Annotated in this window: 1 protein-coding gene; it reads right to left on the bottom strand. The window is 34.4% G+C overall.

The window, feature by feature from the left end; all coding sequences use genetic code 11:
• Window positions 1–40 precede the first annotated feature (40 nt).
• Window positions 41–1,194, bottom strand: a protein-coding gene (locus EPJ90_RS08505; RefSeq protein ID WP_200542985.1) for an IS3-like element ISErh1 family transposase whose coding sequence is annotated in 2 segments (ribosomal slippage) — window positions 41–921 and window positions 921–1,194 — 1,155 coding nt in all. Because the reading frame shifts where the segments join, the coding sequence is not laid out codon by codon here.
• Window positions 1,195–1,281 lie beyond the last annotated feature (87 nt).

Raw genomic sequence — 1,281 nt, forward strand, 5'->3', positions numbered from 1 at the left:
GGAACTGACCTAGTTCCTTGGGACTAAAGAAAAAACCAAGTTAGGATGAAGTTAACCGATAATTTACGGGAGATTGATATCCTAGCTTTTCTTGTATTCGATTTTCATTGTAATATTTTAAATAGTTTATCACAGTTTGTGATACAATTTCAGTAGAACCCTTTAGTTCTGGGTTTAATTCGAATGTTTCACACTTTAGCGAGGCATGAAACGATTCGATAGGAGCATTATCAGCGGGTGTACCCTTACGGGACATACTCATGGTAATGCTTTTATTTTTTACTCTAAGTTGATACTCTTTTGATGTATAGACACTTCCTTGATCAGAATGAAGAATACATGGCTGAACGATATCCGGAAGTTGATTTAATGTATCAACCACACATTCTAGGTTTTGTCTGTCACTCAGTGTAGACGCAATAATCTCACCATTATATAAATCCATGATCGTTGATAAATAGAGCATCTTATGGCCATAAGGGATGTAAGTGATATCTGTCACCAATTTCTCTAGAGGACGTAGTGATTTAAAGTCGCGATTAATGATATTGGGCATAATGATCTTCGGATTTTTGTTTTTTCGATACCTTTTGACCTTAACACGGCATTGACATTGGTGTTTCTGCATTATCTTTTGAACAGTATTCTTATTGATAATTCTTTCTTTTCGAATTAATGCAGTTATTTTTCGATATCCATAACGAAATTTATTTTCTTTACAAAGTTCAATTACTAATGCTTCATTGACAGAATAATTATTAGACTCTAGTTGCTCTTTTTTAGTCCAACGGTAATACGTTGACTTAGGTACCCCAAAAAGATTCAAGATATCTTTAATTGATACAGTGTTGCGATACTCTTCAACGAGCTTGATGATTATTTCAGGAACCACATCCTCTCTCTTTCCAAATACTTTTTTAATAGTTCAATTTGTTGCTCCAAAGATTTAATTCTAAGTCTTTGTGTTTCTTCGACCGTGTCTCCTTCAGGCCCTTTTCCAAAAGTATATTGCTTGCCTACAGGTTGAGAAAATCGATAGTGTTCACCATTTCGATACCATCTCCACCATGTTTTGACTTGAGTTACATTTTTTATTCCAAGTTCAGTCTGAATAAACTTGCTTGAGTATCCTGCCAACTTCATTTCTATAACTTTCATCTTTGTCTCATAGCTATGCATAGTTCGTGTTCCCATATAAAAACCTCCTATATTGAACTATTTTACAATAATTCTCATACAAGAGGTTTTTTTTCTTTAGTCCCACTGAACTAGGTCAGTTCC

This window comes from Erysipelothrix sp. strain 2 (EsS2-7-Brazil) (assembly GCF_016617655.1).
Taxonomy (GTDB): Bacteria; Bacillota_I; Bacilli_A; order Erysipelotrichales; family Erysipelotrichaceae; genus Erysipelothrix; species Erysipelothrix piscisicarius.